The sequence below is a fragment of the Zunongwangia pacifica genome (assembly GCF_023499215.1).
GTDB classification, from domain to species: Bacteria; Bacteroidota; Bacteroidia; order Flavobacteriales; family Flavobacteriaceae; genus Zunongwangia; species Zunongwangia pacifica.
Genome location: NZ_JAKHSK010000003.1, coordinates 114,152 through 135,570, shown reverse-complemented (window position 1 = coordinate 135,570; position 21,419 = coordinate 114,152). Strand labels below are relative to the sequence as shown.

14 protein-coding genes are annotated in these 21,419 nt (G+C 36.0%); 10 read left to right on the top strand and 4 right to left on the bottom strand.

Going from position 1 to position 21,419, the window contains the following annotated elements; genetic code table 11:
• The first annotated feature begins 41 nt into the window (after window positions 1-41).
• From L1967_RS03265 to L1967_RS03255, 3 genes are read left to right on the top strand one after another with little or no spacing between them, the layout of a single operon-like run.
• Entirely contained in the window at window positions 42-1,229 is a 1,188-nt protein-coding gene (locus L1967_RS03265; RefSeq protein WP_249600290.1) for an acetyl-CoA C-acyltransferase, read from the top strand.
• 45 nt (window positions 1,230-1,274) lie between these two features.
• Window positions 1,275-1,625: a four helix bundle protein gene (locus tag L1967_RS03260; RefSeq protein WP_249600289.1), complete on the top strand. Its 351-nt coding sequence runs from the start codon at window positions 1,275-1,277 to the stop codon at window positions 1,623-1,625.
• 55 nt (window positions 1,626-1,680) lie between these two features.
• Window positions 1,681-3,486: an acyl-CoA dehydrogenase family protein gene (locus L1967_RS03255; RefSeq protein WP_249600288.1), complete on the top strand. Its 1,806-nt coding sequence runs from the start codon at window positions 1,681-1,683 to the stop codon at window positions 3,484-3,486.
• 232 nt (window positions 3,487-3,718) lie between these two features.
• On the opposite strand, the gene L1967_RS03250 is transcribed toward L1967_RS03255, so the two are convergent.
• Complete coding sequence (locus L1967_RS03250; protein WP_249600287.1) at window positions 3,719-4,618, bottom strand: SMP-30/gluconolactonase/LRE family protein; 900 nt, start codon at window positions 4,616-4,618, stop codon at window positions 3,719-3,721.
• 132 nt (window positions 4,619-4,750) lie between these two features.
• Between L1967_RS03250 and L1967_RS03245 the strand changes: the two genes are divergently transcribed.
• Both L1967_RS03245 and L1967_RS03240 read left to right on the top strand, forming a co-directional pair.
• The gene (locus tag L1967_RS03245; protein ID WP_249600286.1) at window positions 4,751-6,508 is read left to right on the top strand and encodes a mechanosensitive ion channel family protein; all 1,758 of its coding nucleotides are present in this window, start codon (window positions 4,751-4,753) and stop codon (window positions 6,506-6,508) included.
• A 109-nt stretch (window positions 6,509-6,617) separates the two neighbouring features.
• The gene (locus L1967_RS03240) at window positions 6,618-7,724 is read left to right on the top strand and encodes a mechanosensitive ion channel family protein (protein ID WP_249600285.1); all 1,107 of its coding nucleotides are present in this window, start codon (window positions 6,618-6,620) and stop codon (window positions 7,722-7,724) included.
• An 83-nt stretch (window positions 7,725-7,807) separates the two neighbouring features.
• Here the strand turns inward: L1967_RS03240 and L1967_RS03235 are convergent, their stop codons facing one another.
• Window positions 7,808-9,607, bottom strand: a complete 1,800-nt coding sequence (locus L1967_RS03235; protein WP_249600284.1) for a glycoside hydrolase family 15 protein — start codon at window positions 9,605-9,607, stop codon at window positions 7,808-7,810.
• A 95-nt stretch (window positions 9,608-9,702) separates the two neighbouring features.
• Here L1967_RS03235 and L1967_RS03230 point away from each other — a divergent pair, with 95 nt between their 5' ends.
• The 3 genes from L1967_RS03230 to L1967_RS03220 all read left to right on the top strand — a co-directional run bounded on the left by L1967_RS03230 (window position 9,703) and on the right by L1967_RS03220 (window position 13,845).
• Entirely contained in the window at window positions 9,703-11,910 is a 2,208-nt protein-coding gene (locus L1967_RS03230) for a bifunctional alpha,alpha-trehalose-phosphate synthase (UDP-forming)/trehalose-phosphatase (protein ID WP_249600283.1), read from the top strand.
• A 170-nt stretch (window positions 11,911-12,080) separates the two neighbouring features.
• Window positions 12,081-12,371 carry a YtxH domain-containing protein gene (locus L1967_RS03225; protein ID WP_249600282.1) on the top strand — a complete coding sequence of 97 codons (291 nt, stop codon included), beginning with the start codon at window positions 12,081-12,083 and terminating at the stop codon, window positions 12,369-12,371.
• A gap of 121 nt (window positions 12,372-12,492) precedes the next feature.
• The gene (locus L1967_RS03220) at window positions 12,493-13,845 is read left to right on the top strand and encodes a M28 family metallopeptidase (RefSeq protein ID WP_249600281.1); all 1,353 of its coding nucleotides are present in this window, start codon (window positions 12,493-12,495) and stop codon (window positions 13,843-13,845) included.
• Window positions 13,846-13,928: 83 nt separating this feature from the next.
• Here L1967_RS03220 and L1967_RS03215 read toward each other — a convergent pair whose 3' ends face one another.
• Window positions 13,929-16,055, bottom strand: a complete 2,127-nt coding sequence (locus L1967_RS03215; RefSeq protein WP_249600280.1) for a Tex family protein — start codon at window positions 16,053-16,055, stop codon at window positions 13,929-13,931.
• A 73-nt stretch (window positions 16,056-16,128) separates the two neighbouring features.
• Window positions 16,129-17,097, bottom strand: coding sequence for an App1 family protein (locus L1967_RS03210; protein WP_249600279.1), 969 nt, complete (start codon window positions 17,095-17,097; stop codon window positions 16,129-16,131).
• 67 nt (window positions 17,098-17,164) lie between these two features.
• On the opposite strand from L1967_RS03210, the gene L1967_RS03205 reads away from it, so the two are divergent.
• Both L1967_RS03205 and L1967_RS03200 read left to right on the top strand, forming a co-directional pair.
• On the top strand, window positions 17,165-18,040 hold the full coding sequence (locus L1967_RS03205) for a diacylglycerol/lipid kinase family protein (protein ID WP_249600278.1): 876 nt from the start codon (window positions 17,165-17,167) through the stop codon (window positions 18,038-18,040).
• 288 nt (window positions 18,041-18,328) lie between these two features.
• Window positions 18,329-21,412, top strand: a complete 3,084-nt coding sequence (locus L1967_RS03200) for a SusC/RagA family TonB-linked outer membrane protein (RefSeq protein ID WP_249600277.1) — start codon at window positions 18,329-18,331, stop codon at window positions 21,410-21,412.
• The last annotated feature ends 7 nt before the right edge of the window (window positions 21,413-21,419 follow it).

Genomic DNA, 21,419 nt, shown 5'->3' with positions numbered 1-21,419 from the left:
ACGTCTCAAATCTCACATCTAAATACTAAATACTAGAAAAAATGAAAACAGCATACATAGTAAAAGCATATAGAACCGCGGTGGGGAAAGCACCCCGAGGCGTGTTCAGATTTAAAAGACCAGATGAACTGGCAGCCGAAACCATCGAATATATGATGGATAAACTTCCGGATTTTGATAAAAATCGTATCGACGATGTGATCGTTGGGAATGCAATGCCCGAAGCTGAGCAAGGTTTAAACGTAGGTCGGTTAATTTCTTTAATGGGATTAAAAACCGAAGACGTACCGGGAATGACGGTAAACCGCTATTGCGCTTCCGGATTGGAAACCATTGCCATTGCTTCCGCTAAAATTCAGAGTGGAATGGCCGACTGTATTATCGCTGGTGGCGCGGAAAGTATGAGCTACATCCCGATGGGTGGTTACAAACCGGTTCCCGATTATAAACTCGCGAAAGAAGGTCACGAAGATTATTACTGGGGAATGGGATTAACTGCCGAAGCGGTGGCCAATCAGTATAAAGTTTCTCGGGAAGATCAGGATGAATTTGCTTACAATTCGCATCAAAAAGCCATTAAAGCTCAGGCGGAAGATCGTTTTCAGGATCAGATCGTTCCGATCACGATAGATGAGACTTATGTAGATGCAGACGGAAAAAAGAAAACCAAAAGCTATACGGTTAATAAAGATGAGGGACCACGAAAAGATACTTCGGAAGCCGTTTTGAACAAACTCCGACCTGTTTTTGCCGAAGGCGGAAGTGTCACTGCCGGAAACTCTTCGCAAATGAGTGACGGTGCTGCTTTTGTAATGGTGATGAGCGAAGAAATGGTAAAAGAACTCAACCTTGAACCCATTGCCCGAATGGTAAGTTACACCGCTGTTGGTGTAGAACCAAGAATTATGGGAATTGGACCGGTAAAAGCCATTCCAAAAGCAATAAAACAAGCCGGATTAAAACAAGACGATATTTCATTAATCGAATTGAATGAAGCCTTTGCTTCTCAGTCTTTAGCCGTGATTCGTGAATTAGGATTAAACAAAGATATCGTGAATGTAAACGGTGGTGCGATTTCAATGGGTCACCCGCTGGGTTGTACCGGAGCCAAACTATCCGTTCAGATATTTGATGAAATGCGCAAACGAAACCTGAACAACAAATACGCGATGGTAACAATGTGCGTAGGAACGGGACAAGGTGCCGCAGGGGTTTATGAGGTATTTTGATTATGAATTTTGAATGCTAAATGTTGAATTAGAATTGGGAGAAATTTGAAAACAGAAAATATAATTATCGATAAAACTTTCAATTTCTCTCTAAGTATTATTTCCCTATTCAAAAAACTTCAGGAAGATAAAGAGTTCATTATTTCAAAACAGCTTGTAAAATCAGGAACAAGTATTGGAACCAATGTTGAAGAAGCCACGGCTGCTCAATCCAAAAGAGATTTTATAAATAAAATGTCTATCGCTTCAAAAGAAGCTAGAGAAACTAAATATTGGTTACGATTACTGAATAATTCTGAGCTAACAACTCTCAATGTTTTAGATGAGATAAAGGAAGTAAATCATATTATCAATATCATTACAAAAATCATAATTACAGCAAAAAACAATGTCTAACACTATTGAATTATAAGCATTCAAAATTTATAATTCAAAATTCAAAATAATAAAAATGGAAGCTAAAACAGATAAAGAAATATTAAGAGGTGGTCAATTCTTAGTAAAAGAAACCAGCTGCGACGACGTTTTTACTCCTGAAGATTTTAACGAGGAGCAAAAGATGATGCGTGATTCTGTAAAAGAATTTGTAGATCGTGAGATCGTTCCGCACAAAGAACGATTCGAGAAAAAAGATTACGCACTTACCGAAGAAATTATGCAAAAAGCCGGGGAACTTGGTTTTCTTGGCGTTGCCATACCCGAAGAGTATGACGGACTTGGGATGGGATTTGTTTCTACAATGCTAGTTTGTGACTACATTTCTGGAGCTACCGGATCTATCGCTACCGCTTTTGGAGCGCATACCGGGATTGGAACAATGCCCATCACGCTTTACGGAACCGAAGAGCAAAAGAAAAAATACGTGCCTAAATTAGCCACCGGCGAATGGTTTGGCGCGTATTGTTTAACTGAACCGGGCGCAGGTAGTGATGCCAATTCAGGAAAAACCAAAGCCGTACTTTCTGAAGACGGAAAATACTACAGCATTAGCGGACAGAAAATGTGGATCTCAAACGCTGGTTTTGCGAATGTATTTATCGTTTTTGCTCGTGTAGAAGATGATAAAAACATCACCGGGTTTATCGTAGAAAACGATAAAGAAAACGGAATCTCTTTTGGGGAAGAAGAAAAGAAATTAGGGATCCACTCCTCCTCTACCCGTCAGGTATTCTTTAACGAAACCAAAGTTCCGGTAGAAAATATGTTGGCTGGTCGTGGCGAAGGTTTTAAAATTGCAATGAACGCGTTAAATATTGGGCGAATTAAACTGGCTGCAGCCTGTTTAGACGCACAACGTCGTGTGACTGAAAATGCGGTAAAGTATGCCAACGAAAGAGTGCAGTTTAAAACGCCAATCGCACAATTTGGAGCAATTAAGCAAAAGTTAGCCGAAATGGCCACTTCTGCTTATGTGGGTGAATCTGCTTCGTACCGTGCGGCTAAAAATATTGAAGACCGAATCAATATTCGTCTGGAAAGTGGAAACTCGCATTCTGAAGCCGAATTAAAAGGTGTGGAAGAATATGCGATAGAATGTTCAATTTTGAAAGTTGCTTGTTCAGAAGATATTCAGAATTGCTCTGACGAAGGAATTCAGGTTTTTGGTGGAATGGGCTTCTCTGCCGATACGCCGATGGAAGCTGCTTGGAGAGACGCTCGTATTTCCAGAATTTATGAAGGAACCAACGAAATTAACCGAATGCTTTCGGTAGGTATGCTCGTAAAAAAAGCGATGAAAGGTCACGTAGATCTTTTAGGGCCTGCACAAGCGGTAGGAGAAGAATTAATGGGAATTCCGTCTTTTGACAAACCCGATTATTCTGAATTATTCGCAGAAGAAAAAGAAATGATCAAAAAGCTGAAAAAAGTATTCTTAATGGTTGCCGGTAGTGCTGTTCAGAAATTTGGACCACAGCTAGAAGAACATCAGCAATTATTATTGGCTGCTTCAGATATTCTAATTGAAGTATATATGGCAGAATCGGCTATTTTAAGAACCGAAAAAAACGCGAAACGTTTTGGGGAAGATACCCAAAAAGAACAAATAGCAATGTCTCAGCTTTACCTTTATAATGCCGTTGAAAAAATCAACGCCAAAGCCAAAGAAGGAATTATTTCTTTCGCTGAAGGAGACGAGCTACGAATGATGTTAATGGGATTAAAGCGTTTCACCAAATACGATAACTTCCCGAATGTAGTAAAATTAAGAACTGAAATTGCCGATAAGTTAATCGCTGAAAATAAGTATTGTTTTTGAGTATTTTCTGGTTTAAGTGAAGTTGGAGGCTACCGTTAAGCAAGGTAGCCTCTTTTTTTATTGATAATCGAGATTAAATGTCTAAAAGTAAATTTTCGTCAACCTGTTCCGATAGCTATCGGAATTGTTTCAGGTTCTCATAAAGATTGAATATCAATATGATGAGATTCTGAAATGAACCTGTCTGCCGATAGGCAGATTCAGAATGACGTTTTTAGACAGCCTCTTTTATTTAATGATTCCATCGAATCCCGTGTGTTCTCATTGGAAGCTTATAAACCGCATCGGAAGCGGTAATAAACAAAATATCTTCATTGGCTCCACCAAAAGTAACATTAGCGGTCCAATCTTTATCAATTTGAATATGATCGATTTTATTCCCGTTTTTATCAAATATCGTTACGCCGTCTCCGGTGAGGTAGACATTCCCTTCATTATCTAAGGTCATTCCATCAGATCCCATATCAGCAAAAAGCTCTTTATCGGTTAGGGTACCGTTATCCTGTATTTGATACTTATACACTTTTTCTTTTGAAACATCTGAAACATATAAAACCTGATCTTTAGAAGAACCTATAATTCCATTTGGAAGTACAAAACCTTCTGCCACGGGGGTTACGGCTTTATGATCAGGACTCAGGTAATACACTTTTCTTTTCTCCATCTCAGGAGATTTCCTTTCCCAGTATTCTCTTTGATAGTAAGGATCTGTAAAGTAAAAACCGCCCTTTTCATCCATCCATAAATCATTAGGACCATTAAATGCCTTGTTTTCGTAACCGTCTAAGACAACGCTAACTTCTTTATCTGGACTTATCTTCCATAGCTGAAAATTTTCATCGGCACAGGCCCAGAGATTTTCATCATTATCAAAAAACAATCCGTTAGCACGCCCCGAATTTTCCATAAATACGCTAATGGAATCTGTGGATGCATTCCATTTTAAGATTCGGTTATTAGGCTGATCTGTAAAATAAACATTTCCCTGTTTGTCTGAAGCCGGGCCTTCGGTAAATTCAAATTGATCTGAAATTAATAGAGGTGTTGCTCCTTCCCTTACGGGTGAATGCTGCTGTGAATTAGCAAAACTAGAAAGTATAAGAAAAAATTGAAGGCAAAGAAGGTGTTTCATTTGTATGTAATAAGTTGAAATATAGGTATATTTTAAAAATTTAACGAAATCTATTTAAAAATTCACATTTATTTTCATCACATTAACTAATCACTAGTATTTTTCTAATACTAATTAGGGTACATTGGCTTTATGTCATATAAATATTTTTCCCTTTTTATTATTTGTGTGCTTTCGTGGAATATTTCTTTAGCACAGAGTCCTGTAGCAGATAGTTCTGGTAATGAACAAAACAGAAAACTTCCTTCTAAAGAAGCTATTATAAAGAATAAAGGTAAGTTTAGGCCTAATGCTATCGAAGAATATAACGAAGCTTATTATATCATCAATAGGTTAAATGAAAGTATAGGTTTACCTCCAAATAACGTTAATTTTCAAACGCCACAGGCCACTCTAGAACACTTTATACTAAACGCACGGCAAAATGATTACAAAAGTGCTGCATACGCTTTAAATTTAAACCTTTTACCATCTAATTTATCTCATGAAGATGCTGCGTTATTAGCTGAAAAACTCTATTTCGTAATTAATCAACGGGTTAAATTAAACTGGGATGATCTTCCTGATAGACCCGATGGACAAATTGACATTCAGACCAATACCAATCAGGCTGTAGCTGGAAATCCGCGTAGAAGTATAGTTTTTGGTGAAGTGGATCTAGATGGTATAGATTATGTGTTTAGACTACAACGGGTGAAATATAAAGATTACGGCGCATTTTGGCTAATATCTCCAAATACGGTTGAAAATATAGATGAACTATACAAAGTTTATGGCCCAAGAAAATTAGATCGAATGATGCCCGATTGGGCAAGGATAAAACTTTGGAGTATGCCAGTCTGGAAGTTTGCAGGTGCGCTCCTTCTTATATTGCTTTGTTATTATATCGGAAAACTTTTTTCTTTCTACCTTAGAAAATTTTTAATGAAGTCTGAAAAAAGATGGATCAAAAACATAGCTGGAAAATTAACCACTCCGGCCGGTGTTACTATTGGTGTTTTATCTTTTTATCTTCTACTCAATAATTTAATTTCTTTTGCGGGACCATTTGCGACTACATTATATGCTATTTTGTTAATAGTTGTTATAGGATCGATTACCTGGTTTTTTATGAGGATGGTAGATTATTTTATGCTCTATGTTGCAGAGAATAAAATAGGTGATACCAGTGCTGAAGAAAATTCTGAAGCTCGAAAAATGCTTACCTACGTTTCTGTTGCTAGAAGAATTGTAACTTTTTTAGTGATTATTATTGGTGCGTCGGTAATTTTATCTCAATTTCGATCTTTAGAAAAACTAGGAATTTCTTTGTTAGCTTCTGCCGGAGTAGCAACGGTAATATTAGGGATTGCCGCTCAAAGCACCTTAGGAAATATCATAGCGGGAATACAAATTGCAATTACCAAACCAGCAAGAATTGGAGACACTGTAATCATTGATGATGACTGGGGATATGTAGAAGATATTCGCTTTACTTATATGGTGGTAAGAACCTGGGATTGGCGCCGTCTGGTTGTGCCACTTAAGTATGTTATCTCGAATACTTTTGAAAACTGGTCGATGACCTCTGCACATCAAATACGGCCAATTAGTATCTACGCCGATTATAGGATTGATGTAAAAAAGCTTAGAAAAAAATTCGAAGAAATTTTAGAAACTAAAGAAAGCTGGGACAAAAATAAACCTCCTGTAGTACAAGTTGTAGAAAGTACAGAAAAAGCTATTGAAATTAGGTTTCTTTGCAGTTCTACAGATGCTTCGACTACCTGGGATCTGCACTGTGAACTTCGCGAAGAAATGGTAAGTTACATTAGTAATTTGGAGGATGGACTTTATTTAGCCACTTCAAGAGTGAGAGTTCAAGAGTTTCCCTCTAATGGCCGCTCCTAATAAACAATAAAATCACCTGTATAGTACGAAAACCTTTTCAGTTAAAATAAAATTAACTAGAAGCCTGGTTTCATTCACTTTATATAAATTAAGAACAAAACCAAACAAAATGGCCCAAAGCGTACTAACAGATGAGGCATTAAACACTTCATATTTAATTATAGGAATTCTAGCCGTCGTAATTGTATTTGCAATAGCTTTTTTTATTATCAAAAAAATAGGAAAAGATCCTAAAAATATCCTTCCGGTTAATCTTGCAGGCCGACTACGAATTCCTTTACTAATATTCCTGGTTTCATTATTTCTTAAGGTTTGTCTTTTTCAAAAAGTGTTTTCTAATCAAGAATTAATCAATTTGGTAAAGCATTCCAGTACCATTGGAATTATTATAAGTTTCACCTGGTTTTTAATCGTATTTCTAAAGGTATTTAAAGAACGGCTTTTGAAGAAATATGACGTAAATACGGATAATAACCTTAAAGCCAGAAAAGTTTATACACAATTCACCATTCTGGAAAATATTATCATCTTTATTTTAATTCTCTTAGCCATAGGAATTTGCTTAATGAGCTTTGAAAGTATTCGGCAAATTGGCTTAAGCTTACTTACCTCAGCCGGAATTGCGGGAATTATCGTTGGTTTAGCGGCACAAAAAGCTATAGGAACGCTTTTGGCAGGTATACAGATTGCGATCACACAACCCATCCGTTTACAGGACGCCGTCATTGTTGAAGGCGAATGGGGTTGGATTGAAGAAATTACCTTAACCTACGTAGTGGTAAAAATATGGGATAAACGACGATTGGTTGTTCCTTCTACTTATTTTATTGAAAATACCTTTCAGAACTGGACGAGAAAATCGGCTGACATTATGGGAACTGTTTTTTTGTATACCGATTATGAGGTTTCTTTTGATGCAATTAGAGCAGAATTAACTCGGCTTTTAGAAGGTTCTCCTCTTTGGGATAAGCAGGTAAATGTGCTTCAGGTGACCGATGCGACTGAAAAATCTGTACAAATAAGAATTTTGGTAAGTGCTAAAGATTCTCCTACTGCCTGGGATCTTCGGGTGTATATTCGGGAAAAAATTATTGATTTTATTCGGGAAAATTATCCGCAAAGTTTACCTAAAACCAGACTTGTATTACCACAACAAGATCAAAATCCTTCAGAAACAATTTCACCTGAAAAAGATCCATCAACAAAAAATAAATAAACTGAATAAAAAATATCAGAAAAAAAGAAACAAAAAATCCCTAAGCTTGGCCTAGGGATTTTCTGTTTAATAAATAATTCTATTTAAAAACCACTAAAAGCATTTTCTTCAGAAGCATGTCCTTTACTAAAGTTTGCAGCCGTTTCTATCAAGGCTAAATGCGAATAAGCCTGTGGAAAATTCCCTAATAATCGTTTGGTTTTAAAATCGATATCTTCACTAAATAATCCCAGGTGATTACTGTAAGACAATAATTGTTCAAAAAGGGCTTTAGATTTTTCTTCTTCCCCAATTTTATAAAGACTGTTAATTAACCAAAATGTACAGATGGTAAAGGAAGAAGAAGGTAATCCAAAATCATCTTTATTCTTATAACGATACATTAATCCGTCGTTACATAATTCTTCCTCGGTCGCTTTCACCGTACTTACAAAACGTGGATCTTTAGCATCTATAAATCCATAAGATTCCATTAACAAAGTACTGGCATCAAGATCTGGCGAACCATAAGACTGCGTATAAGCTTGTTTCTCCTCGTTCCAGCCATTGTTATAAATATCATCATAGATTTCGGCTCTAAGAGTTTTCCAGTGGGTATCATTAATTCCCATTCTTAGCACCTCACCTATTTTTATAGCACGATCTACCGCTACCCAACATAATAATTTAGAAAATACAAAATGGCGGTCTTCAGTTCTTAATTCCCAAATACCTTTATCTGGTTTTTGCCAGTTTTCTTCAACAATCATAACGATACCACGAACCACCGTCCAGAGTTCTTCACTATTTTCCAGTGAAGTTTCAAATTGAAGGAATTGCTGATAAATTACTTCCATCAAAATTCCGTAGATATCATTTTGTTTTTGGATATAAGCAGCATTTCCTGTTCTAACCGGGTAAGATCCTTTATAGCCACTTAAATGATCTAAAATATGTTCGGTAAGCTCCTTTTGCCCATCAATACCATACATAATTTGAATTTTCTCATCCTTATCTGGAATAATATCGATAATGAACTGTAAAAATTCGCGGGCAGATTTTACATGACCAAGACCTGCCATTACTTTTATTACCATTGAGGCATCACGAATCCAGCAGAAACGATAATCCCAGTTTCGCTCCTCACCTATAGTTTCTGGCAAAGAGGTTGTGGCCGCAGCAAGTACGGCCCCAGATTTTTTATAACTAAGCAGTTTTAAAACCAGGGCACTACGCATAATCTCATTACTGTAATGAGAATATCGTGTAGTTTTCTCGCTCCAGTTCATCCAATAGGTTTTTGTTCTCTGGAATTTTAAATAAGAACGGTCTAAAGACTGTGTGATCAATTTTTCATGATAGCCTACCAAACAATATGCGTTACCGGTAAGCGTAATTTCTCTTTGCTGAAGAATATCATCCAGATCGAGATTAGAATAGAAAAAAAGCGAATCGTATTTACCTTCTATTGTATAACTTTTAATATAATTCCCTTTATTCTCGTTATGTGTTTCTTCCCTTGCAAAGTCTAGTCTTGGGTTATAAATTACCTTAAATTTAGGTTTCCCCTTTAAAAGTCTTAAAAACCGAATAATATCTGGTGGTGAGTAATAAGAACCGTCGTCTCTTGGGTATCTGGGCATAAAATCGATAAGCTGAAATGCATCTTCACCATTATCGAAAACCGTAGATAATATATTGGTTTCCCAAAGGTATTCTTGCGAAATATTGTAATCATCACTAACTTTAAACTCAAAGCTACCGCCTTGTTCCTCGTCCAGAATTTTTGCGAATACAGCAGCCGAATCAAATGCTGGTAAACAGCACCAATCTAAAGATCCTGTTTTGGATACAAGCGCACAACTCCTACAATTCCCGATTATTCCGTAATCTAAATTGTCCATATATCTTAAATTTCTTTTAAAAGAATGGTATTCTAAAATGAATTCCCGAAATTTAGTAAAATTCAAATTGGCAACAACAGCATTAGCATATAATTATGAGTAAAACTATCATTATTTCTAACCGTCTACCCCTTAAAATAGCTCTAGAAGACGATAAACTTCGAGTCACCCCAAGTGTTGGTGGATTGGCCACAGGACTCAAATCTTTCCATAAGGATGGAGACAGTATTTGGATTGGGTGGAGTGGTTTAACCGAAGAAGAAATTCCAGATCATCTTGAGGATGAAGTAAAAGAAAAAGCGAAAGCTGAAGATTGTGTAGCCGTTAATTTAACTGAAGAAGAAGTTGACGGCTTTTATTATGGCTTTAGTAATCGTACTATTTGGCCTTTATTCCATTATTTTATGGAATATACTGAAGCTGAATATAATTTTTGGGAAACCTATAAACAGGTAAATATAAAATACGCAAAAGAAGTCCTGAAATATTATGAAGAAGGAGATCGGGTTTGGGTGCATGATTACCAGTTATTACTAGTACCTAAATTAATTAGGGACGAAGAACCAGAAGCTATTATTGGCTTTTTTAATCATATTCCTTTTCCTTCTTACGAAGTTTTTAGAACACTACCATGGCGCGAATCTGTTTTAGAAGGAATGTTAGGCGCAGATCTTATTGGATTTCACACCTACGATTACGAACGTCACTTTTTAAGTTCGGTGAGTCGTATTTTAAGACATCAGGTAGATTTCAATGAAATTACCCTACCTGAAAGAATCGTGAAGGTAGATTCATTCCCAATGGGAATCGATTACAAAAAATTTGAAGAGGCTGCGTTAAATCATTTCCGCGGAAGCGAAGACGAACAATCAGAATTACAACGAAGATTAGACCTTCACTTAGAGGCCACACCAGATGCTAAATTAATCCTTAGTATTGATCGATTAGACTATACTAAAGGTATTGCCAATAGAATTAGAGCCTTTGAATATTTTCTGGAAAAATTCCCGGAATTCATCGAAAAGGTTCGCCTGGTAATGCTGGCAGTACCCTCACGATCTAATGTACCACAATATCAACGTTTAAAACGAGAGATCGACGAATTAGTAGGCCGCATTAATGGTAAATTTTCTACCGTAAGCTGGACGCCAATCTGGTACTTTTATCGTTCTATGCCTTTTGATAATCTTATTGACCTTTATACTTCTTGTGATATTGCCTTACTTACTCCTATTAGAGATGGGATGAATCTTGTGGCTAAAGAATACATCGCAACAAGAACAGATCATACCGGAGTATTAATTTTAAGTGAAATGGCCGGGGCTGCTCACGAAATGAACGAAGCACTAATTATTAACCCGAATAATTTTGAGCAAATCGCACTGACTTTAAAAGAAGCCATCAATATGCCAAAGGAAGAGCAGATTGAAAGAAATAAAATTCTTCAGAAGCGTTTAAAACGCTATGATGTTGAAAAATGGGCTAAAGATTTTATGAGTGCGCTAATTAATACAGAAGACAATCGACGTGCATTTGAATCTATCAGAATATCTCCAAAAGTAGCAGAGCAATTAGTGGAAGATTATAAAAGTTCTGAAAAACGAGTGCTATTTCTTGACTATGACGGTACGTTGGTCGATTTTGTAGATAAACCCGAGGATGCCAAACCAGATCCAGAACTTATTGATTTAGTGACAAAACTTAACAATCAGGAGAATACAGATGTGGTAATTATTAGTGGTCGTGATAAAGAAACCCTTGGAGAATGGTGGAAAGGAACCTCTATCGAGTTAATTTCTGAACATGGTGCATGGATGCGACAAAAAAATTGCGAATGGGAATTATCTGAAAATGTAAAAAATGAATGGATGGATGCCGTAAGACCGGTAATCGAAAGTTTTGTAGATCGCACCCCGGGTACATTTTTAGAAGAAAAAAATTATTCTCTGGCCTGGCACTATCGTAAAGCCGACCCGGAACTTGGAGAAATTAGAGCTAATGAACTTTCTAACACCTTAAAAGGATTGGTCTCTAATCGTGGTTTAAGTGTTTTAGCAGGAAATAAAGTTTTAGAGATAAAAAGTAGTGGTGTAAATAAAGGTAAAGCCTCCTCTAAAAAACTGGTAGGTCAAAACTATGATTTCATATTTGCTATTGGCGACGATTGGACAGATGAATATATGTTTGAAGAATTACCTAGCAAATCCTACACCGTTAAAGTAGGTATAAAGAAAACCAGCGCCAATTACTATGTTAACGACACCAAACGAGTGCGAGAAATACTTAGATCATTTTTAGATTAAAGTTTAATAAGGTTTTAATAAGGTAAATGAGTTTGTAAAAGCTATAATTGTTAAAAATATTGAGAAATCTCAACAAAGTTTATATCAAGATTAACTCGATAAATAAGGCTATAAACCTGTATATAAGTAATTTTACGATACAATAATTTACGAACTATAAAAACTAAACTATGAGATCAGGAGGAAAAATTTTAATAGGACTAGTATCAGGAGCTGCTGCAGGTGTTGTTGCAGGATTATTATTTGCACCTAAAAAAGGAAAAGATACCAGAAAAGCAATTGCAGATACCAGCGATAACTATTATAAAGGAGCAAAAGGTAGAGTTACAGATTTTTCAGATTCTGTAGGTCATAAAATCGATGCTCTAAAAGCTAAAACCAAAGCAAGTTTTTCTAATTCAAAAACTGAAGAAAAAATAAATGAAGCTAAGGCTGAAATTCACGAGATGAAAGCTAGCTAAACAAAGGATTCATTGCATACGAAAAGCCTCGGTTTATACCGGGGCTTTTCTGTTCTTATTAACCTACTTGCAAAAACACTTAAAGTTTATGTAAATTACCTATCCAAAAACCATCTTATTTATGTTGAAAAAATTACCTCTTAGCTTATTAATGTTTGCTGCACTATCATTTTCTGGAAAAACTATTGTAGCACAGGAAACAGATGCCAAAATATATGATATCATTTCAAAAATATCAGCCGATAGTATCGAAGCTGATATTAGAAAACTAATAAGCTTTGGCACTCGAAATACTTTTAGCGATACTCTTTCGGATACACGCGGAATTGGTGCTGCCAGGCGCTGGATAAAATCTGAATTCGATAATATCGCTTCAGATTGCAACTGTATGGACGTTTTTTATCAAAAGGATTTTGTAACAAAGGAAGATGGTAGTAGAATTCCCAAAGATGCCTGGGTCGTTAATGTAGTTGCCATTCAGAAGGGAACAAAATATCCAAACCGCTATATTATAATGAGTGGCGATATCGATTCCAGAGCCAGTAATACAATGGACTTTAAAATTGATGCTCCCGGCGCCAATGATAATGCGAGTGGTATGGCAGGCACTATGGAAGCTGCCCGGGTCCTTTCGCAATATGAATTTGAAAACAGCATTGTTTATGTAGGTTTAAGTGGTGAAGAACAGGGACTTTTTGGTGGTAAAGGTTTAGCTGAATATGCCAAAAAGAATAACTGGGATATTATTGGCATTTTAAACAATGACATGATTGGTAATATAGAAGGCGTAGACGGTGTAATTAGTAATCGAGATTTCAGGATTTTTTCTGAACCCGTACCTCCAATTGAAACAGAAAACGAAAGAAATATGCGACGGTTTTATGGTGGTGAGGTAGATGGTATTTCCCGGCAATTGGCACGGTATATTCATAAAACCACTCAAATTTATATGCCTGAAATGAACCCTATGATGATTTATCGTCTAGACCGATTTGGTCGTGGCGGGCATCATCGCCCCTTCAACGATCTTGGTTTTGCCGGTGTACGTATTATGGAAGCTCACGAAAATTATAATCGCCAACACCAGGATATAAGAACTGAAAATGGAATCGAATATGGAGACGTGATCGAAGGTGTTAATTTTGATTATGCCAAAAAACTGACTGCCGTAAATGCTATTAATCTGGCAAGTCTTGCCTGGGCGCCACCAGCTCCTAAAAAAGTAGAAATTGGGGGAATTGTAGAAGCTAATACTAAACTAAGATGGGAAGCAGTAAAAGATGCTGCTGGTTATAAGATCTACTGGCGCGATACCACTGCTCCACAATGGCAGCATTCTAGATTTATAGATAAGAACCTTACAGAATTTACTTTGGACGGAATCGTAATAGATAATTTTTTCTTTGGTGTCTCTGCAGTTGGAAAAAATGGTCACGAAAGCGTTGTGGTCTTTCCATCGGGAACATTTCGATAAATCAGGAATAATTTAAATCTATAAAACGATATTAAAAAAATCCAAACCAAAAAGACCCAACATATCGCAGTGTCTTTTTGGTTTTAATCTACCATCGAAAGCTGAATCCTTTTTCTAGCCAGATCAACTTCTAAAACAGTAACCTCAACTTCCTGATTCAATCGGACAATCTGAGTGACATCACTAACATACGTATTGGATAATTTCGAGATATGTACCAATCCGCTTTGTTTTAAACCAATATTCACAAAACAACCAAAATTGGTAATATTATTCACTAATCCCGGTAATTTCATTCCCGGTTTCAAATCGGTTATTTCGCGTATGCTTTCTTCGAAAGAGAATATGCTAATTTTCTCTCTTGGATCTACCCCAGGTTTTTCCAATTCTGCTAAAATATCTTTTAACGTTGGTAATCCTGTATTTTCAGTAATATAGTGCTCTAATTTTATTTGCTGAAGTCTTTTTTTATTACCTATCAAATCTGAAATTTCTACTGATAGATCTTTCGCCATTTTTTCGACAATCGTATAACTTTCAGGATGTACGGCTGAATTATCCAAAGGATTTTTAGCATTCTTAATTCTTAAAAATCCGGCCGACTGCTCAAAAGCCTTAGCCCCCAAACGCGGAACTTTCAATAACTCTTTTCTAGATTGAAAAGCACCTTTTTCAGTTCTGGTTTTTATAATATTTTCAGCTAAAGATGGTCCTAAACCACTCACATAAGACAATAATTCTTTACTCGCTGTATTCAGGTTGATGCCTATTTTATTAACAGTGCTCATCACCGTGGTATCCAGGCGTTGTTTTAATAAATTTTGATCTACTTCGTGTTGGTACTGCCCTACTCCTATAGATTTTGGATCGATTTTCACCAATTCTGCCAATGGATCACTTAACCTTCGACCAATAGAAACTGCGCCACGAACCGTAATATCGTAATTAGGAAATTCTTCCCGAGCCACTTTTGAAGCGGAATATACCGAAGCTCCGGCTTCGTTCACCACATACACTTCGACATCACGATCAAAAGGAATTGCTTTTATAAACTGGTCGGTTTCCCGGCTTGCGGTTCCATTACCGATGGAAATCGCTTCAATTTTATGAGCATTTACTAATGACTTGATTTTTTTAGCCGCAAGACTATGCTCTTTTTGTGGTGGATGCGGATAAATATTTTCGTTATGCTCTAACTTCCCATTTTCATCCAGGCACACCACTTTACAACCCGATTTAAATCCCGGATCAATCGCCAAAATTCGTTTTTCACCCAAAGGTGGTGCCATGAGTAACTGTTCTAAATTCAGTGAGAAAACTTTTATCGCTTCTTCATCGGCTTTTAGCTTGGTTTCATTTAAAAATTCGGTGAAGAATGATGGTTTTAATAAGCGCGAAAAGGCATCGGTTGCAGCTTCTTCGATTAAAGTGGCGGATGCTGAATGTCGATTTTTGATAATTGAATCGGTAATTATTTTTAGTGCTTCGGCTTTATCGACTTCAATCTTCAACTTCAAAATTCCTTCTTTATCACCTCTATAAATCGCTAAAAATCGATGTGACGGAATTCTCTTTAAAAATTCTTGCCAATCAAAATATTGCTGAAATTTTTGCGCTTCTTCTTCAGTCGATTTTGCTTTTATCACTTTTGAAGATATTTCAGCTTTTCTGGAATATAACTGCCGAATACGATTCCGCACAAACTGATTTTCGTTAATCCATTCCGCAATAATATGCTTGGCCCCTTCCAGCGCTTCAGCTTCAGAATTGATCTCATTTTTAACGAATTTTGATGCTGCAGCATAAATATCTGGCGAGTTTTGCGCCATGATCATTTTGGCCAGTGGTTCTAATCCATTTTCTCTGGCGGTATCGGCCTTGGTTTTACGTTTTTTCTTAAATGGCAGGTATAAATCTTCGAGAATAGTAAGATTTTCAGCATTTTCGATCTTCGATTTTAATTGATTGGTAAGCGCATCCTGACTTTCTATAGCTTCCAGAATCGATTGCTTCCGTTTTTCAAGATTTTTAAAATATTGAAGCTCTTCTAAAATTTGCTGAATTTGAGTTTCATCTAAATTACCGGTTTGCTCCTTTCGATAACGCGCAATAAAGGGCACGGTAGCATCTTCCTGAAGTAATTTGATAGTATTTTGAACGTTTTTAGCCGAAAGGCCAAGCTTTTTAATGACAAACTGATCTAAATTCACAATAAAAATTTTAGCGGAATGCGAAGATAAGATTCCACTTTAAAAAATGTGTATCGAAATTCCTTATTTCGGCTTAAATAATTTCCAGCTTTTTAGAATGTGTAATGGCCTGCTGGCTATCTTTAAAATAACAGGTACTTACATTTAAACTTTCGATATTACTTAAAACCTGGTGCACTTCTTCTTTCTGTTTTTTTCCGGTTTGCCGAATATAAATCGATTTTACATTGGCAGGATAGGTTTTACAAATACGCTCATAAATGTGCACATCCTGCTGCGAATCGTCCCCTAATAAAACATATTCTAAATTTGGATAAAATGAAATGATATCTTTTACCTTTTGGAATTTATGATCATGATTTCCCCTACCCGTTTTTACAAAATCTGAAATTCCGGTTTTTATTTTCTTCAGCTTAATTACCGCTTTGGGTAAATCGTGCATATCGGCGAATTCTACAATAAAGTCATATAAATTCCATTCGCTACTTGAAACATAAAAAAAAGAATTTGAAGCGTGCTCACTATCCTGTCCTGCCTTGCTTAATGCTTTGTAATGATCTACCACATCTTCGAAGACCTTTCTTCGATTAACATTTTTGGATAGCATGACATATAGCTTTTTAAAAAAGCTGTTACTGTGAGAGATTAAAAAAGTATCGTCGATATCTGAAATAATACCAAGCTGACTATCGTATGGTTTTAATAGCTCTCCTTTTTCGATAATCCCAAATTTACCTTCCATTTTTGCAAACACCTCGTATGGATGCCAACCGCTTTCTAATTTTTCTTCAAACGGAACTGTAAATCTAAAATAACCATCTTCCATGGTTTTGGTTTTCCATTCTTTTCCGTTAAAGCCTAAATGTATCTCGTAATTAGATAAAGGTTTAATCCTAAACTTGTGAATAATAGCCGAAGTATGTTTTATACCCTTGCGATCTAAACGATATTTATCGGGTGCCCAGCTTTTAAAAAGATGTCCAAAAACCACTAATTCCTGATCATTTGCATAGCCCCGATAAAGTTTTAAGTCAAGTTTCAAATTTTTTAGTTTTTTATAAAGAATAGACTAGCTCAAATTAGTTAATTTTAATCGCAATAATACAGATATGGCAGACTTTAGGAATATTTTAATGGTCGTAAACCCAATTTCGGGAGGAGAAGAGAAAGACGGTCTTATTACAGAAGTGCAACTTGCGGTAGAACAGATTAACTGCGAGTTTCATCTCTTTAAAACTACCGGTAAAAACGATATTAAAAAGATTAAAGAGGAAGTCGACCAAATTCAACCAGAACGCGTTTTAGTGGTTGGCGGTGATGGTACGGTAAAAATTGTTGCTGAAGCCTTACTCCATAAAGACCTGCCAATAGCTATTTTCCCTGGAGGATCTGCAAATGGACTGGCTTTAAACCTTGGTATTCCTGAAAAAAGAAAACAACAAATTGAAGTTGCTCTGGGCGATCATTTTACCAGTTTAGATGTTTTACAAATTAATGATGAATTATGCCTTCATTTAAGTGATATTGGTTTAAATGCCGAGTTGATTAAAAATTATGAAGCGGCCTCCATCCGTGGTAAGTTTGGTTATTTAATGCAATCGATTCCTACATTGATTAAAAGTAAATATCCATACGAATATGAAGTTGAAGTTGCTGGTAAAGTTTATCACCATAAAGGTATAATGCTGGCCATCGCCAATTGCACAAAATATGGTACAGGTGCCAAAATTAATCCTGAAGGGCAACACGATGATGGAAAATTTGAAATTATAATCTTTAAAAACCTAGATATTACTGAAATTTTAGGCACGTTAAGAGAAGATGTAAAATTTAACCCAGATTTCGCCGAAACTATTGCTACAGATCAAGCAATAATTAAATGTAAAAAGCCAATCGCCTTTCAAATTGATGGGGAATTTATCGAAAATACTCAGAAGATTAAGGTTAGAATTGCCAAAAAGAGCTTAAAAATAGCTGTAAAATAACGTTACTGATATTTTTTTTTCTGAGTTTTCAACAATTTTAATCATAAACGTTACAATTACGCTTATTTTCTGTTAAAATCTGCTTAAACCGCATTATTATTAGCATTCACCAAATAAGTGTTAAAAATACACGATTATCATATTATAAAAAAAGGGTGCTAATATTTAATTTTTCCTTAAACGATAAGCTTTACGGATTGATGATTCTTGATTTTTTAGTGTAAAAATTTATTAGATTTACAACTGGAAATTATAAGGTTTAGTTAATCAAACTGTAAAATTATTTTTATGAAACAAGGATTATTAAGGATCAGTTTGTTCCTTATAGCTGTATTAAGCTTTTCATTTGCAAAAGCTCAAACGGTTTCGGGAACAGTGACAGATGGCTCTATGCCGATCCCAGGAGTGAACATTCTGGTAAAAGGTACCTCTAATGGTACAACAACAGATTTTGATGGTAACTTTACTTTAAATGACGTTGCGAGTAATGCAACGCTCGTTTTTAGTTTTGTGGGTTTTGCCCAGCAAGAAGTTAAAGTTAATGGTAGATCTACCATTAATGTGACTATGTCTGAAGATGCAGCTGCGCTAAGTGAAGTTGTTGTTATTGGATATGGTTCTACCACCGTTAAAGATGCGACAGGCGCTGTAGCAACTGTTTCTGCAGAAGATTTTAATCAAGGGGTTATATCTTCACCTGAAGAATTAATTCAGGGTAAAACTGCCGGTTTACAAATTACAACGACCAGTGGTGAACCTGGTGGAGGTGTAAACATTAGAATTCGTGGTACCTCTTCTGTAAGAGGTGGTAACAATCCATTATTCGTTATTGATGGTGTACCTCTTGCGGGTAATGATACTTCTGCCGGAGGAGGTGATGTTGGTTTTGGGTCAAGTTCGGCTAAAAACCCGCTTAACTTCTTAAACCCTTCAGATATCGAGAGCATGAGCGTTTTAAAAGATGCTTCGGCAACGGCCATTTATGGTTCTAGGGGTGCTAACGGGGTAGTAATAATTACTACTAAATCTGGTAGAGGTAGCGATGGTAAACTAGAGTATGGCTCTACATTAAGTATTGCAAATTCAGCAAATAAATATGATCTCTTAGGAAGAGAGGAATATTTAGATGCCGTTACTTCATTAGGTGGTGACTTAGCAATATTAGATCAGGGTGCTGATACCGATTTTCAAGATGAAATCACTCGGACTGCTTTTTCGCAAGTGCACAATCTATCATATTCTGATTCTTATAAGACTGGTAATTACAGAGCATCCTTAAGTTATGCAGATCAGGAAGGTATAATTGAGAACTCTTCCTTAGAAAGAATTTCAGGGAGATTTAATATCACACAACGTTTATTTGAAGACAAATTAAAACTAAACTTACAGTCTACTTTTTCTCAAGTAAACGATACCAGAGCTCCTATATCTAATAACGCAGGTTTTCAAGGAGATTTATTAGGTTCTGCTTATCAGGCCAACCCTACTTTCCCGGCAGATCCAGACTTTCAACCGCAGGGTAGTATTATTAATCCATTGGCGCTTTTAAAGTATACTTCAGATGAATCAGAAACAAATAGAGCTTTATTAAATTTCTCTGCTGATTATGAGCTTCTTGAAGGTTTAAATGCAAAATTAAACTTGGGTTACGATACGTCAGAATCCAACAGAGAAGCCGCTGTATCTGGTGCATTAACCGGTATTCAATCTGGTGTTCCTAATAATGGTCGGGGTAGTTTAAATCAAATAGAGACTACAAATAGATTATTAGAATTAACCCTGAATTACCAAAAACAGTTTGAAAACTCAAAGTTTGAAGCGTTACTAGGGTATTCATTTCAAGACTTTAAAAGAAAAGGCTATAACACTTCAGGATTTGGATTTCCAACAACCGATTTAGACGGAATGATAGAAACACTTAAGTACGCCAGAAACTTATTAAGCAGTAATGTTTTAGGCTCATATCAAAATTACATGTATGATACTAATGGTTTATATGTTCAGCGATTGTTCCCTCTAACAGAACATTTTGTAGATTTTCAGGCTGAATTACCAATAAAAAGTGTGGCTGAAGGAACATTTAATACTAAAGATGAACTACAATCTTTTTTCACCAGATTGAACTATGAACTGGCAGGAAAATACTTATTTACTGCAACGATGAGAATTGATGGCTCCACAAGATTTGGAGAAAATAACAAATATGGGGTATTCCCATCGGCAGCTTTTGCATGGAAACTATCTGAGGAAGATTTTATTCCAGAAACCTTCTCTACATTAAAACTTAGATTAGGTTATGGTATAACTGGAAATCAGGAAATTCCATATAACCAATATGATGTAAGAGAAAGATATGGTGATCCATCAATTGATGATGATGGAGTATTTAATAACTACCCCACATTTAGCAGAGTTGCTTACGAAAACAAAGATTTACAATGGGAAGAAACCAGTCAAACCAACCTAGGTTTAGACTTTGGATTTATGCAGGATAGATTAAGCGGATCTTTAGATTTTTATTATAAAAATACTACAGATCTACTGATTCAGGTATTCTCCGCACAACCATCACCTCAACCATTCATCTATAGAAATCTTGATGCTAATATCATTAATAAGGGAGTTGAGTTTGCTATTGATTATAATATTATAGATTCTGAAGATTGGTTCTGGAATTTTGGCTTTAATGTAGCCTATAATGATAATATGGTTAAGGATTACAATGGTCAAAACAAAACTGGTGAAATTAACGGGCAGGGACTTACTGGTGCTTATGCTCAGTTACTTACTGGTGGGCAGCCTCTATTTTCATATTATCTTCGAGAATTTGGAGGATTTGATGAAAATGGACAAAGTATTTATCCTGATGGTGATGTACAAAAGTTTATTGGTAAAAGTGCCTTACCAAAAACTAACTTAGGTATTTCAACAAGAGCTGAATATAAGAACTGGGATTTAAGCTTATTCTTTGCAGGACAATTTGGTCATTATATTTATAATAATACAGAGAATGCTTTCTTTACAAAAGGGGCAATTAACAATGGTCGTAATGTAACAAAAGATGTCGTTAATAATGGTGAATCACCATCTAACGCTCCCGATGTTTCCACAAGATTTCTTGAAAAAGGAGATTTCTTAAGAATGCAAAATGCGACTTTAGGCTATAACTTTAATCTTAAAGAAAGTAGTGTATTTAATACATTAAGATTGTATGTGAATGGTCAAAATCTCTTTGTCTTAACTGATTATTCTGGATTAGATCCAGAAGTTGATACTAATAAAGCTTTAGATGGAATTCCATCTGCAGGTATAGATTACACTGCTTATCCAAAACCAAGAACATTCACTTTTGGACTGAACGCATCATTTTAAAACACTG